16 protein-coding genes are annotated in these 13,566 nt (G+C 62.2%); 11 read left to right on the top strand and 5 right to left on the bottom strand.

Features of this window, described 5'->3' with window-relative positions:
* Genes ACR0NB_RS17610 through trmD form a run of 4 tightly spaced genes read left to right on the top strand, consistent with a single transcriptional unit; the run spans position 1 to position 2,267 of the window.
* A complete protein-coding gene (locus tag ACR0NB_RS17610; RefSeq protein WP_170366219.1) occupies positions 1-150 on the top strand; it encodes a hypothetical protein in 150 nt (49 codons plus the stop codon).
* Entirely contained in the window at positions 143-646 is a 504-nt protein-coding gene (gene rimM, locus ACR0NB_RS17605) for a ribosome maturation factor RimM (protein WP_480776400.1), read from the top strand. The genes ACR0NB_RS17610 and rimM overlap by 8 nt, the downstream gene beginning before the upstream one ends.
* A complete protein-coding gene (locus ACR0NB_RS17600; RefSeq protein WP_170542077.1) occupies positions 643-1,461 on the top strand; it encodes a hypothetical protein in 819 nt (272 codons plus the stop codon). The genes rimM and ACR0NB_RS17600 overlap by 4 nt, the downstream gene beginning before the upstream one ends.
* The gene (gene trmD / locus ACR0NB_RS17595) at positions 1,458-2,267 is read left to right on the top strand and encodes a tRNA (guanosine(37)-N1)-methyltransferase TrmD (protein WP_480776399.1); all 810 of its coding nucleotides are present in this window, start codon (positions 1,458-1,460) and stop codon (positions 2,265-2,267) included. The genes ACR0NB_RS17600 and trmD overlap by 4 nt, the downstream gene beginning before the upstream one ends.
* Here trmD and ACR0NB_RS17590 read toward each other — a convergent pair.
* Positions 2,264-3,067: a glycoside hydrolase family 25 protein gene (locus tag ACR0NB_RS17590; protein ID WP_170343377.1), complete on the bottom strand. Its 804-nt coding sequence runs from the start codon at positions 3,065-3,067 to the stop codon at positions 2,264-2,266. The genes trmD and ACR0NB_RS17590 overlap by 4 nt on opposite strands.
* Positions 3,068-3,462: 395 nt before the next feature.
* Between ACR0NB_RS17590 and rplS the strand changes: the two genes are divergently transcribed.
* Both rplS and rpmE read left to right on the top strand, forming a co-directional pair.
* Positions 3,463-3,846, top strand: coding sequence for a 50S ribosomal protein L19 (rplS, locus tag ACR0NB_RS17585; protein ID WP_039541573.1), 384 nt, complete (start codon positions 3,463-3,465; stop codon positions 3,844-3,846).
* Positions 3,847-3,857: 11 nt separating this feature from the next.
* Positions 3,858-4,079 carry a 50S ribosomal protein L31 gene (rpmE, locus tag ACR0NB_RS17580; RefSeq protein WP_093965180.1) on the top strand — a complete coding sequence of 74 codons (222 nt, stop codon included), beginning with the start codon at positions 3,858-3,860 and terminating at the stop codon, positions 4,077-4,079.
* A gap of 64 nt (positions 4,080-4,143) precedes the next feature.
* Here the strand turns inward: rpmE and ACR0NB_RS17575 are convergent, their stop codons facing one another.
* Together ACR0NB_RS17575 and ACR0NB_RS17570 are read right to left on the bottom strand one after the other, a co-directional pair.
* Positions 4,144-4,464, bottom strand: coding sequence for a Dabb family protein (locus ACR0NB_RS17575; RefSeq protein ID WP_170407896.1), 321 nt, complete (start codon positions 4,462-4,464; stop codon positions 4,144-4,146).
* Positions 4,465-4,489: 25 nt separating this feature from the next.
* Positions 4,490-5,377 (bottom strand): AEC family transporter, encoded by an 888-nt coding sequence (locus tag ACR0NB_RS17570; RefSeq protein ID WP_480776398.1) that lies wholly within the window; start codon positions 5,375-5,377, stop codon positions 4,490-4,492.
* Between the two features lie 218 nt (positions 5,378-5,595).
* Here ACR0NB_RS17570 and ACR0NB_RS17565 point away from each other — a divergent pair, with 218 nt between their 5' ends.
* On the top strand, positions 5,596-6,405 hold the full coding sequence (locus ACR0NB_RS17565) for a division plane positioning ATPase MipZ (protein WP_093965175.1): 810 nt from the start codon (positions 5,596-5,598) through the stop codon (positions 6,403-6,405).
* Here ACR0NB_RS17565 and ACR0NB_RS17560 read toward each other — a convergent pair.
* Together ACR0NB_RS17560 and ACR0NB_RS17555 are read right to left on the bottom strand one after the other, a co-directional pair.
* Entirely contained in the window at positions 6,402-7,634 is a 1,233-nt protein-coding gene (locus tag ACR0NB_RS17560) for an adenylate/guanylate cyclase domain-containing protein (RefSeq protein WP_170366208.1), read from the bottom strand. The two genes, ACR0NB_RS17565 and ACR0NB_RS17560, sit on opposite strands and share 4 nt — an antisense overlap.
* Before the next feature lie 59 nt (positions 7,635-7,693).
* Positions 7,694-8,146 (bottom strand): MarR family winged helix-turn-helix transcriptional regulator, encoded by a 453-nt coding sequence (locus ACR0NB_RS17555; protein WP_093965172.1) that lies wholly within the window; start codon positions 8,144-8,146, stop codon positions 7,694-7,696.
* 56 nt (positions 8,147-8,202) lie between these two features.
* Here ACR0NB_RS17555 and hmgA point away from each other — a divergent pair, with 56 nt between their 5' ends.
* The 4 genes from hmgA to ACR0NB_RS17535 all read left to right on the top strand — a co-directional run bounded on the left by hmgA (position 8,203) and on the right by ACR0NB_RS17535 (position 13,563).
* A complete protein-coding gene (gene hmgA, locus ACR0NB_RS17550; RefSeq protein ID WP_480776397.1) occupies positions 8,203-9,558 on the top strand; it encodes a homogentisate 1,2-dioxygenase in 1,356 nt (451 codons plus the stop codon).
* A 42-nt stretch (positions 9,559-9,600) separates the two neighbouring features.
* Positions 9,601-10,857: a fumarylacetoacetase gene (fahA, locus tag ACR0NB_RS17545; protein ID WP_480776396.1), complete on the top strand. Its 1,257-nt coding sequence runs from the start codon at positions 9,601-9,603 to the stop codon at positions 10,855-10,857.
* Between the two features lie 10 nt (positions 10,858-10,867).
* A complete protein-coding gene (locus tag ACR0NB_RS17540; protein ID WP_480632491.1) occupies positions 10,868-11,818 on the top strand; it encodes an MBL fold metallo-hydrolase in 951 nt (316 codons plus the stop codon).
* Positions 11,819-11,952: 134 nt separating this feature from the next.
* The gene (locus ACR0NB_RS17535) at positions 11,953-13,563 is read left to right on the top strand and encodes an FAD-dependent oxidoreductase (RefSeq protein WP_480776395.1); all 1,611 of its coding nucleotides are present in this window, start codon (positions 11,953-11,955) and stop codon (positions 13,561-13,563) included.
* Positions 13,564-13,566: the final 3 nt, after the last annotated feature.

Genomic DNA, 13,566 nt, shown 5'->3' with positions numbered 1-13,566 from the left:
ATGTTTGGATTGATACGCCTTCCCATCCTGCTGCTGATCGCCTTTATTGTGGGCGTGTTCTTTGAACGCAGCAATCAACGCGAAGCCTGTGACGAAATCGGTGTCTGGGAAAGTGGAATATGCGTGACTACGGAAATGCCCAATGACTGATCTGATCTGTGTCGGCAGCATCGCCGGGTCCTTCGGCGTACGCGGCGAGGTCCGCCTGAAAAGCTATTGCGCGGTCCCCGAGGATATCGAGAATTATTCCCCTCTGACTGACGAGAGTGGTGCCCAGCGCTATCCGCTGATCATCACACGCGCGATCAAGAACGGATTTGCCGCGCGTCTGGGCGGGGTCGAAACCAAGGAACAGGCGGACGCCCTGAAGGGGCTGCGCCTTTTTGCCCGGCGCGAGCAGTTGCCATCGCTGCCGGATGACGAATTCTATCACGCCGACCTTTTGGGGCTTGAGGTTTATGACACCGGCGGCACCCTGCTGGGGCGGGTCAAATCGGTGCAGAACCACGGCGCCGACGACCTGTTGGAACTGCACGGGCCGGGGCTGAAATCCACTGTATTCCTGCCATTCACCAAAGCGGCCGTACCCACGGTTGACCTTGAAGCCGGGCGTATCGTTGCCGACCCTCCCGAGGGCCTGCTGTGACGCGGCGCATCCTGCTGCATCTGGGCCTTCACAAAACCGGCACGACCGCTGCGCAATCCTTTCTGTTCGAGAACCGGGCGCTGATCTGGCCACGCCACGCATTGGTTCTGCCCTATGTCACCCGCAAATCCGGGTTATCCGAAGCCGCCACGCGCCATTCGCTGTATGGGACATTCGGTACGCTGTCCGAATTCGGCAATCGCTGGCGCGAACTTCTGGCGACGCTGGATTTCGGGGAAAAGCGCGGGCTGATCCTGAGTGAGGAGAACTTCTCGGGGCTTCGCCCCAGCCGCAATCTGGTTGTGGGATACGCCGAAGCCCCTGATCTGGCCGCCTGCGTGGTCGATACACTGCGCAACCGGCTGGTCGGGTCGGAACTGGACATCACCGTCTATCTCTCGCTGCGACAGCGCGGCAGTTGGATCCGCAGCCTCTGGGCCCATGACCTTCAGCGCACGCGGCTGGTGCAGGATTTCGACACGTTCCGCGAGAGGCTCGAAGAGCTCCCTTCGCTGCAGCAGACTGCGGACGCCGTTCGTGATCGGCTGCCCTCGGTTCGAGTGCAGACCGAATGGCTGGAAGACCTGCGTGAGCGTAGCTTTGGCCCCGGCACACCTTTTGCCGAATTCCTGGACCTGCCGCCCGAGAAGGCCACCCTGCTGGTCAAGCCCACTCGGTCAAACCCGGCATTGCCGCAAGAAGCGCTTTCGGAAATGCTCGAGTTGAACCGATCGGGGCTGGACGAGGCGGCGCTGGTCCGACAGAAAGCCCGCATCGTCGAACGCGCCCAAAACAGCCTGACCACGAACACATGACGGACAAACCTGCAAAGTCATATGGCCGCAAGGCTATTCGCCCCACGCTGAAACCGCGTGAGCTGCTGACGCCCACGCCGGACCTGCATGGCGTGTGGAAGGCCAAGGTGATCACGCTGTTCCCATCTGCCTTTCCCGGCGTCTTGGGCGAAAGCCTGACCGGCAAGGCGCTGCAAGAGGGTCTGTGGCAACTGGAAACGGTCGATCTGCGGCAGTTCGGTGTCGGCAAGCATCGCAATGTCGACGATACGCCCGCGGGCGGCGGTGCCGGCATGGTGTTGCGGCCGGATGTACTGGGGGCCGCCATTGATCACACTATGGATGGGGTACAGGGCAACTGGCCGCTGATCTACCTCAGCCCACGCGGGCGCCGGATGGATCAGCGCATGATGCAGAATTTGGCCCGTTGCGATGGCATGACCCTGTTGTGTGGCCGCTTTGAAGGCGTTGATGAACGGGTTTTGGAGCACTACGGCATCCAGGAAGTCTCGCTGGGCGATTTCGTCATGACCGGAGGCGAGATTGCCGCGCAGGCGCTGATCGACGCCACCGTGCGACTGCTGCCGGGGGTTCTGGGCAATCAGGCCTCGACCGAGGAAGAGAGCTTTTCGTCCGGCTTGCTGGAACACCCGCAATACACTCGGCCAGCCGAGTGGAACGGGCGCGAAATCCCCCCGATCCTGATGTCTGGACATCATGGGCGCATCGCCGAATGGCGTCACCAGATGGCGGAAGAGATTACCCGCACGCGCCGCCCGGACCTGTGGGATGCCTACCTGAAGGCGCGCAGGGAAGCCGACGACTAGGGTGCGCCCGCCTTCCAACGCGCCCAAATATCAGGTGAGCCGTTGAAGGCGTTGATGTCCACTCGCCCCTGCACTCCGGGCACCAAACCGGTACCCGTATACTGCCAGAACCGCCAGACTGCCTTGGGATAGACATTGCGCGGATGCCCCGCGACCGAGCGCAGCCAGAACTCGGTCTTTGGTAGCCGTCCGATACCTGTGTCCTCGTAGAAATCGACCGTGGTGTAGACGATCGGCCGGCGACCGTAGTGTCGCTCCAATATGTCGAGGAACCTTTCCGCCTCGGCCCGCACCGTCTTGCCATCGGGGCGCAGGGTGCAGGTTTTGGAATGAGGGGTCCATTCCATGTCCAGCACATGCGGCAGGTCGGCCCCTCGGGGAACGTTGCGAATGAACCAGCGGGCCTGCTCGGCCGCGGGGCGGCAGAAGTAGTAATAGTGATATGCACCCCACGGAACCCCAGCCGCCCGGGCGCCCTGACTGTGATCCTGGAACATCGGATCGGCCACGTCGCCCCCTTCGGTCGCCTTAATGAACACGAAACTGACCCCCGAGGCCTTGGCCTGACGCCAGTCGATCGGTCCCTGCCAGCGCGAGACGTCGAGCCCATGCACGGGATAGTGCTCGGGCCGCCGCCGCTCCCAGTCATGCGGGTCGGCATCCGCAAAGGCGGGGTACAGAACCGAAGGCCCGGAAAGTCCCGCAACCACCGGTTGGTCTACGATTTGGGGCGCCGGCGCACGACGCCCGCAAGACATCAGTGCCAGCGCAAGAACCACGCAGAAAATCGCTTTGCTCATCCTGTTGCTCTGCCTCTAAACCTGCTCTTGAATTATGATCCAGAATGCCCGATCCCCGGCACAAGGCAACGCCGCGGTACAGGTGACGGCGGATTCCCACCAAATCCACCGCGATTTGGCCTGAAAACCGGCGATTTGGGCTTGATATGCACGTCCGACTTCCCTAAACGGGCGCAATCCGGTGCCGCCTCTGGGGCGACTCCGGTGTTTTGGGTTGATCGCAGGAACGCACCTGCCCTTCTTCGGATCAGGGAAGCTGTGGAATAACCCGGACCAAAAGGAACATTCGACCTGACCTCTGGCGGGCTGCAGATCGCGGGACCCGGAGAAGACCAAGAGCTCTCAGATCGTGCCCAACTTCGTGGACCAACCACGAGCAGATAGGAGTAACTGCGATGGACCTGATCGCACAGCTTGAGGCGGAACAGATTGCCGCCCTGGGGAAAGACATCCCCGATTTCAAAGCCGGTGACACCATCCGTGTCGGCTTTAAAGTGACCGAAGGGTCGCGTACCCGTGTGCAGAACTACGAAGGCGTCTGCATTGCGCGCAAAGGTGGCAGCGGCATCGCCGGTTCGTTCACCGTTCGCAAGATTTCGTTTGGCGAAGGCGTTGAGCGTGTGTTCCCGCTGCATTCGACCAACATCGACAGCATCACCGTTGTCCGTCGTGGCCGCGTCCGTCGCGCCAAACTGTACTATCTGCGTACCCGTCGCGGTAAATCCGCCCGTATCGCAGAAGTCACCAACTACAAGCCCAAGGCTGGCGCCGAGGCGTAAGGAGCGGAAAGATGAAAAAAGACATCCATCCCGACTACCACATGATCGACGTCAAACTGACCGACGGCACCGTGATCCAGATGAAATCGACCTGGGGCGCCGAAGGCGATCAGCTGGCCCTGGAAATCGACCCCTCCTCGCACCCCGCGTGGACCGGTGGCTCGTCGCGCCTGATGGACGCCGGCGGTCGCGTGTCGAAGTTCAAGAAGAAATACGAAGGCCTGGGTTTCTGAACCAGCGCCTTTGCGGAATTTCCAAGGCCGTCCCCGAGGGGGCGGCCTTTTTCGTTGGCCGCTTCTATTGCGCGTCCGGCACGTCGAGGTCAAAGACGATGATCCCGTCAGCACCATTCTGACAAAGATCACACAGCTGACCGCCCAACCGGCGGTGTGTCGGGTGTTCGGCGTAAGCCTGCACGGCGGGTCGATCCACAAAGCGGATCACGAACCCATCGCGATAGTCCTGCGACTTTCCTTCGAAATCGAGATTGGGGCCGCTTTCAAAGGCCAAGGCCCCGTCCAGATCAGCGCATAGCTCGGCCAGGCCGGTCAGAACGGCGCGACGCGCGTCCTGCGGTGCATCTGATCGGAATGTGAAGAACACGCAGTGCAATATCATGATGTCGGTTCCTGGTTGGGCAAAGTTAGATCCAGTAGGCCAAGGCGAGCGGCAGCACGAGGATCGTCGTCAGGGTTGAGACCATGATGTACCCGGCCACTTCCGGACCATATTCCGGAACATGCTGGTCGATGAACAGGTATGTCGCAACCGAAGACGGCATCAGGCAGCACAGGATCAACGCTCCGCGTTCGACCCCGGTAAAGCCGAACAGCCAGATAAGCGTGGTGGCGATCCCGGCTGCCAGAACGAGATGCAGACCTGTCAGAACGACTGCCCGGCCAAGGCTGCCCGTCCGAAGCGTGGCCAGCGTGTGACCAAGTGTCAGCAACATCAGCGGGATCGACAGCCCGCCCAGGATGTCAAAGGATTTGGCGATCGGTTGCGGCAGGGCAGAACCCGTAGCCATCAGCGTCAGCGCGATGACAACCGCATAGATGATCGGAGACGTTGCAAGCTTGCGGGCCGAGAACTCTCCAGCCGGGATCCACATGCCGACCGTGAAAATGCTCACTAACACCACGACGACAAAAGCCATCGTATAGGCCATGCCCGCATCGCCCAGTGCCAGCAGAGTGACTGGCAATCCGATATTGCCCACATTGCCATGCATCAGCGGGGTCAGAAACGCCCGCACCGGCCAGCGCAACAGTCGCAACGCCAGAAACCCGAGCACGCCGAATGCCACAATGGCGAGGGCAGCAGCCGCCATCATGTCCAGAAACGTGGCAATCTGGATCTTGGTGGCGGACAGATGAGAGATGATCAGTGTCGGATATCCCACCTTCGAGACAATCCCGCCGATCACCTTGTTGTCGAACGGTGCGCGCGCGACCGCCAGCCCGTACCCCACACCGGCACAGATCAGCACCGGCAGAACGATGTTCAATACGTTCAGGAATACGTGCTCCAAGCCGGGTCCTTGCGTCCAAGTCAGTTTGCAGACTGTGGCGACGGACGCCCCGTTTGGCAACAACCAAGCGTCAAGCTGCGGGTATCGCGAAAAAATCCAATTTAGACACTGATATTGTACCGCAGACCCTACAGGACCGCTTTTCTTCGCGGATCACACAACATATAGTGGGTTCAAACAACGTGTAGGCAAACACGGCGCGACTTGGGAATACAGGTATGGCACATATCATCGTTGTGGGGAACGAAAAGGGCGGCGCAGGCAAGTCGACGGTTTCCATGCATGTTGCAACCGCGCTTGCGCGTTTGGGCAACAAGGTCAGCACCCTGGATCTGGACCTGCGGCAGCGCAGCCTGGGCCGCTATTTCGAGAACCGCCGCAATTTCCTTTCCACGGAAAAGCTGGAGCTGCCCAGCCCGCGCCACCATGACCTGCCCGAGATCGACGCAAGCAAGCTCAAACCCGGCGAGAACATCTATGACCACCGTCTGTCGGCCGCCGTGGCCGAGTTGGAAAGCGACAGCGATTTCATCCTGATCGACTGCCCCGGCTCGCACACAAGGCTGAGCCAGGTGGCTCATTCGCTGGCCGACACGCTGATCACGCCGCTGAACGACAGTTTCATCGATTTCGACCTGCTGGCCCGGATCGACTCGAAGGGCGAAAAGATCCTCGGGCCCTCGGTCTATTCCGAGATGGTCTGGAACGCGCGGCAATTGCGGGCTCAGGCCGGGCTGAAACCGATCGATTGGGTGGTGGTGCGCAACCGCGTGGGCACCCAGCGCATGGTCAACAAGGAAAAGATGCAGCGCGCCATCGAGATGCTGTCGCAGCGCATCGGCTTCCGCGTCGCCTCGGGCTTTTCCGAGCGTGTGATCTTTCGCGAACTGTTCCCGCGCGGGCTGACGCTGCTGGACCTCAAGGATATCGGGGTGAAACAGCTCAATATTTCGAACATCGCTGCCCGTCAGGAATTGCGCGACATGATGCGTGAACTGAACCTGCCCGGGGTCGAGATCGACTTCTAGGCCGTCGGCGCGTAGATCGTGAACAGCTCTTTGGGTTCGGGCACGCCGCGCAGCATATAGCGCCCGACCGAGATCAGGTCCTGTTCGCAGGGCTGAGCGGCACGGGCCACGTCATCCGAGATCAAGATACGCCGGTCCAGCGAGCGGTGCATGCCTGCGATACGCGCGGCCTGGTTCACCGCCGGTCCGATCACGGTGAAATCCAGCCGGCTTTCAGCACCGATATTGCCATAAAGGATCTCGCCCGAATGCAAGGCAAGTGTGAAATTGGCGACCGGCAGGCCGGCGGCGGCCCGTTCCGCGTTGAGCTCGGCCATACGCGTCTGCAGAACACCAACGGCGGCCAGCGCGGCGCGGGCGTCCTCGTCGATCTCGCCCACGTCGAACATGGCCATCAGCCCGTCGCCCATGAATTTCAGGATATTGCCGCCACAATCCTGAACGACCTCGACCGCCACGGCCAGATAGTCGTTCAGCATGGCGATGATGTCCGACCCGGGAAGGCGTTCGGCCAGGCCGGTAAAGCCCTCGAGGTCGAAGTTCCAGATCACGGCGTCGATCTGCTGCAACGATCCGCGCCGGATTTCCCCCGACAGCACGCGCCGACCCGCATCCCGCCCCAGATAGACGCGCAGCAGATCCTGCGCCATTTTCCGGTTCGAGGCCGATTTCAAGGCCAGCCCCAGATGCGGCAGAGCATATCGGATCAGATCCAGGTGAATGTCGTCGAACCCCTCGGCATGGTCCGTCGTCCACGACATCAGCACCCCCTCGGGCATCTGGTCCAGGGCGATCCGGTTTTCGGGCTCGACCTTCTGCAGAACCAGACCGGATGCAAAGTAGTCTGTGGCACCTTTCTGGTGCAGTTCGTTCAAAAACGGAAATCGGCTGGGTTCGTTCTGGTCTTTCAACCTTTCACGCAGTTCCTTCGCACCGGACTGCAGCATCTCGTAGAGCGGGCTGGAAACCCACTGATCAGGCAATTCCTCGCGGTGCTCGTAATTCTCGACGCTGCCCCCTTCGTCCCGGTACCAGTTGAAACCGGTGCCGCCGTAAGTGGGGTGATAGGCGCTCTGGGCGGCGTGAAACCGCATCAGGGGAACGCCCGCATCCACAAGCCGCAGGCAATAACCTTCGAGTATTTCCGACTGTTCGGCCCCCTCCAGCCCCCGGTCCAGCAACCATCCAATCAGATCATCGGCGCGGGCTTTGGGGTCGGTGGATGACATCTTGGGGCTCCGTCTGGTCTGATCCCCACTTGGGGGCTGCGGGGCCAGATTACCAGAGGTCAGTCCATCCCGGCCAGCCGCCGCAGCATCATCCGCAACAACGCCGCCTCGCCCGTGGTGAACATGCCCGCCAGCCGGGCGTCATAGTCGCGGGCGATGTCGCGCAATTCTCGGTACACCGTCAGACCGGCGGGGGTCAGGGTCAGCCGCTCCATCCGGCGGTCGTTTTCGTCGCGTGTGCGCCGCAGGTATCGGCGCTGTTCCAGCTTGTGCACCGCGCGGCTGATCTTGGTCTTGTGCATCTTGGCACGTTCCCCGATCTGCTTGGCGGTCATCTCTCCGTAATTGCCAAGGTGGAACAACACGCGCCATTCGGTGCGCAGCATCCCATAGCGGTTCTTGTAAACCTTCTGGAAATCCAACGAGCTTTCCTCGGCCGCCTGGTTGAGCAGGAAGGGCAGGAAATTTCGCAGGTCGAAGTCATCTTTTTCGGCGGAATCTGGCTGTGTCATGGTTGTTAGTTACAAAATCAACTATTATCCGACAAGCAGCAAACGGAGGAACCCCGATGAATCGTCCGACTGACCCGCACGCTCTGACCCAAGCCAGCACGCCCGTTGGCACCCATGCAGGCTATATGCCCGGCTTTGGCAATGACTTTGAAACCGAGGCGCTGCCCGGCGCGCTGCCGCAGGGCATGAATAGCCCGCAGAAATGCAACTATGGCCTTTATGGCGAACAGCTCAGCGGTACCGCCTTCACTGCCAACCCGCCCGAGCGCACCTGGTGCTATCGCATCCGGCCGTCGGTCAAGCATTCGCACCGCTATGAAAAGACCGACCTGCCCTATTGGAAAAGCGCCCCGAATGTCGATCCGGACGTGATCAGCCTGGGCCAGTACCGCTGGGACGCGGTGCCCCATTCCGACCAGCCGCTGACCTGGCTGACCGGCATGCGCACCATGACCACCGCCGGGGACGTGAACACCCAGGTCGGCATGGCCAGCCACATCTATCTGGTTACCGAATCGATGGTCGACGACTATTTCTTCTCGGCCGATTCCGAGCTGCTGGTGGTGCCGCAGGAAGGCCGGCTGCGTTTTGCGACCGAGCTGGGCATCATCGATCTGGAACCCAAGGAAATCGCCATCGTCCCGCGCGGGCTGGTCTACCGCGTCGAGGTGCTGGAAGGCCCCTGCCGCGGTTTCGTCTGCGAGAATTACGGCCAGAAATTCGAGCTGCCGGGCCGCGGCCCGATCGGCGCCAACTGCATGGCCAACCCGCGCGACTTCAAGGCGCCGGTGGCCGCGTTCGAGGATCGCGAGGTGCCCTCGACCGTGACGATCAAGTGGTGCGGCCAGTTCCACACCACCAAGATCGGTCACAGCCCGCTGGACGTGGTGGCCTGGCACGGCAACTACGCGCCCTACAAATACGACCTGCGCACCTATTGCCCGGTCGGGGCCATTCTGTTCGACCACCCCGATCCGTCGATCTTTACCGTGCTGACCGCGCCTTCGGGCGTTCCGGGCACGGCCAATATCGACTTCGTCCTGTTCCGCGAACGCTGGATGGTGATGGAGGACACGTTCCGCCCGCCGTGGTACCACAAGAACATCATGTCCGAGCTGATGGGCAATATCTACGGCCAGTATGACGCCAAGCCGCAGGGCTTCGTGCCGGGCGGCATGAGCCTGCACAATATGATGATCCCGCATGGCCCTGACAAGGAAGCCTTTGAAAAGGCGTCCAACGCCAATCTGGGGCCGGACAAGCTGGACAACACCATGTCCTTCATGTTCGAGACCCGCTTCCCGCAGCACCTGACCGCCTTTGCCGCGAACGAGGCGCCGCTGCAGGATGACTACATCGATTGCTGGACGGATCTGGAGAAGAAATTCGACGGCACGCCCGGCAAGAAATGACACCGGTGGCTCCACGGCCACCGCACCGCACAAGGAAACGCAATGCCTTTGATGAAATCCTGGGTGGCCTCGGCCAATGACGCGAACCACCCGTTTCCGCTGAACAACCTGCCCTATGGCGTCTTTTCGACCGAAGGCACCGAGCCGCGCTGCGGCGTGGCCATCGGGGACATGATCCTCGACGTGTCCACTGCCGAGGCCGAAGGGCTGATCACGCTGGGCGACGAGTCGCTGTTCGACCTGCCCTTCTGGAACCCGTTGATGGAACAGGGACCGGCCGTCTGGGCCGCCCTGCGCGAGCGGCTGACCGCCCTGCTGGCGAAAGGGTCGAAAGAACAGGACAAGGTCGAACCGCTGCTGGTTCCGCAGGCCGAGGCCCAGCTGCACATGCCCTTTGCCGTCAGCGAATACACCGATTTCTACGCGGGCAAGCACCATGCCACCAATGTGGGCACCATGTTCCGCGGCCCGGAAAATGCGCTGCCGCCCAACTGGCTGCACATCCCCATCGGCTACAACGGACGGGCCTCGTCGGTGGTGGTTTCGGGCACCGATATCCGCCGCCCGTGGGGGCAGTTGAAATCGCCCGACCATGACCGACCCGCCTTCCTGCCCAGCCGCCGCTTCGACATCGAGCTGGAGATGGGGGCCATCGTCGGCACCCCGTCCGACGGCCCGATCACCGTGCAGGAGGCCGACGACCACATCTTTGGCTATGTCCTGTTGAACGACTGGTCGGCGCGCGACATCCAAGCGTGGGAATACCAGCCGCTGGGCCCGTTCCAAGCCAAGGCCACCGCCACCTCGATTTCGCCCTGGATCGTGACCAAGGCCGCGCTGGACCCGTTCCGCTGCGACACGCCCCCGCGTGAGGTCGAGTTGCTGGACCACCTCAAGGACTGCGGCCCGATGCTCTATGACATCGAGCTCGAGGTGACGATGGCACCCGAGGGCAAACCGGCGTCCACCATCGCCCGCACCAACTACAAGGAAATGTATTATTCCTCGGCGCAGCAACTGGCGCATCACACCACCTCGGGCTGCCCGATGAACGTGGGCGACCTGCTGGGTTCGGGCACGATCTCGGGTCCGACGAAAGCCAGCCGCGGCTCGCTGCTGGAACTCAGCTGGGGCGGCAAGGAACCGATCACGCTGGACACCGGCGAAACCCGCAGCTTCATCGAAGACGGCGACACGCTGACCCTGAAGGGCGCGGCCCGGGGCGACGGCTACACGATCGGTTTCGGCGACTGCATCGGCACGGTGCTGCCCGCCCTTGAAGACCCACACGCACGATAAGGAGCGCCAAATGGCCAAGGCATTCGCGTCCCAGGGGGACATGACCGAAAAGAAGATCTCGTTCACCGAGGTGGGCGAAGGGCTCTATGCCTTCACCGCCGAGGGCGACCCGAACTCGGGCGTGATCATCGGCGATGACAGCGTGATGGTGGTCGAGGCACAGGCCACGCCGCGCCTGGCGCAAAAGGTGATCGACTGCATCCGGTCGGTGACCGACAAGCCGATCACCCATGTGGCGCTGACCCATTACCACGCGGTCCGCGTGCTGGGCGCCAGCGCCTTCGGTGCGCAGCAGATCATCATGTCGGACATGGCCCGCGCCATGGTCGTCGAACGCGGGAAAGAGGACTGGGACAGCGAGTTCCAGCGCTTTCCGCGCCTGTTCGAAGGGCACGAGAGCATCCCCGGCTTGACCTGGCCCACCACTACTTTCAGCGACACGATGACGGTCTATCTGGGCAACCGCCGGGTCGATCTGATGCATCTGGGGCGGGCGCATACGGCCGGCGACATCGTCATCCACGTGCCCGACCAGAACGTGATGTTCACCGGCGACATCGTCGAATATCACTCGGCCTGCTATTGCGGCGACGGGCATTTCAGCGACTGGGGCGACACGCTGGATCAGATCCAATGGTTTGACGTGGACGCCATCGCGCCGGGGCGCGGCGATGCGCTTGTCGGCAAGGAAATGGTGAACGCCGCCATCGAGAACACCCGCGATTTCGTCGAAAGCACCTATCGCCCGGCGGCCAAGGTGGCGGCGCGCGGCGGCAGCTTGAAAGAGGCCTGGGACGCAGTGCGTGCGGAATGCGATCCGAAATTCTCGGACTACGCCATCTACGAACACTGCCTGCCCTTCAACGTGGCCCGCGCCTATGACGAGGCGCGCGGCATCGACACCCCGCGCATCTGGACCGCCCAGCGCGATCTGGAGATGTGGGAAGCCCTGCAGGGCTGAGAAATGGCCCGGCGACTTGATCCAGATCGTGTTGCCGGCCTGAAAACGATGCGACCATGGAGGAGAGCCATCGGCGCCCCGCGCCGGTGGGCAGGGAATGTGCGCCCGGCGCACAGAACTTGGGGAGAGAGCCCATGAACAAGATTTTTGAACAGCCGCTCTATGCCTATGCCCGCAGCCCCGATCAGGATGCCCCCGCCCCGGTGCGGCATCAGGTGATCGTGATCGGCGCGGGGCCGGTCGGTTTGGCCGCCGCCATCGACCTGGCCCAGCAGGGCGCCGAGGTGGTGGTGCTGGACGACAACGACAAGGTCAGTTTCGGCAGCCGCGCCATCTGTTTCGCCCAGCGCACGCTGGAAATCGCCGACCGGCTGGGATGTGCCCGGCCGATGGTGGACAAGGGTGTGCTGTGGAACACCGGCAAGGTGTTTTTTGACGACCGCAAGGTCTATGAATTCAACCTTCAGCCCGATGAGGGCTATGCCCATCCGGCCTTCATCAACCTTCAGCAATACTACTTTGAGCAGTTCATGGTCGAACGGATCCGCGCGTTGCAGGCCCAGGGCGCACCGATCGAAATCCGTGGCAGCAACAAGGTCGAGGCGATCGGCACCCATGACGACCACGTCAAGCTCGAGGTGGAAACGCCCGAGGGGTCGTACACCGTCGAGGCCGACTGGCTGATCGCCTGTGACGGGGCCAATTCGCCCACCCGTCGGATGCTGGGGCTGGATTTCGTGGGCCGCGTGTTCGAGGACAACTTCCTGATCGCCGACGTGATCATGGAGGCCGATTTCCCGTCCGAGCGCTGGTTCTGGTTCGACCCGCCCTTCAACCGCGGCCAGTCCGCCCTGCTGCACAAACAGCCCGACAACGTCTGGCGCATCGACCTGCAACTGGGCTGGGACATCGACAAGGAACGGGAAAAGCGCCCCGAAAACGTGATCCCGCGCCTCAAGGCGATGCTGGGCGAGGATGTCCAGTTCGAGCTGGAATGGGTCAGCATCTATACCTTCCAGTGCCGCCGGATGGAGAAATTCCGCCACGGCCGCGTCCTGTTTGCCGGCGACAGCGCCCATCAGGTCAGCCCCTTCGGCGCGCGCGGGGCCAATTCGGGCCTGCAGGACACCGACAACCTGTGTTGGAAGCTGAAGATGGTCCTGGACGGTACCGCGCCCGACAGCCTGCTGGACAGCTATGACGTCGAGCGCATCCATGGTGCGGACGAGAACATCCTGAACTCGACCCGCTCGACCGATTTCATCACGCCGAAATCGGAAATGTCACGCATCCTGCGTGACGCAGTTCTGGACCTGAGTGAGCACTACGAGTTCGCCCGCCCGCTGGTGAACTCGGGTCGGCTGAGCGTGCCCTGCACCTATGGCGGATCGCCGCTGAATTCGGCGGATGCGCTGGGCGGCCCGGCCGAAACGCGCCCCGGTTCGCCCTGCCCCGATGCGCCGCTGGGGGATGAATTCCTGTTGCCCAAGCTGGCAGGCAAGTTCACCCTGCTGACCATCGACGCCGAAGCCCCGGAAACGATCGAGGAAGAGGGCGTGACGGTCGAGCGACTGGCGCTGTCGGTCAAGGATGACCGCACGCTGGCGCTGAAGCGGCGGTATCTGGGCGACGCGGAAGGTGCGGTCTATCTGATCCGGCCCGACCAGCATGTGGCGGCGCGGCGCGACAGCTATGAAGACAACGCGTTCCGGCATGCGATCCGCCGGGCCATCGGCAAGGAGTAGGCA

Source organism: Ruegeria sp. CG3, from assembly GCF_056537205.1.
This window is presented reverse-complemented; position numbering and strand designations above follow the sequence as displayed.